This window comes from Klebsiella sp. K47 (assembly GCF_051858335.1).
GTDB lineage: Bacteria > Pseudomonadota > Gammaproteobacteria > Enterobacterales > Enterobacteriaceae > Klebsiella > Klebsiella pneumoniae.
The window spans coordinates 1-240 of sequence record NZ_JBPYUI010000215.1 but is presented as its reverse complement, the minus strand read 5'-3'; the positions used below and the strand labels follow the sequence as shown (position 1 = coordinate 240).

The window sequence follows — 240 nt, the reverse complement described above, 5'->3', positions numbered from 1 at the left end:
CAACATCGTGGGCTGGAGCCGCGGCGGCATCAGTGCCCACATGCTCGCCAACGCCATGGCCGACGACCCGCAACTGGCCCACGTGCCGGTGAACATCTTTGCCATCGACCCCGTGCCCGGGATCAACAACCTGCAGCCACACCGCCTGCACCTGCGCACCAACGTGAAGGAGTACGTGGGTTTCTTTTCTCGCGACGAGCGCTCCAAGGGCTTCGCCTGCGTCATCCCGTCCACCTACCC

1 pseudogene is annotated in these 240 nt (G+C 65.0%); it reads left to right on the top strand.

The annotated features are described in order from the left end of the window. A pseudogene (locus RRF55_RS27755) lies at positions 1-240 on the top strand (hypothetical protein); the annotation flags it as partial.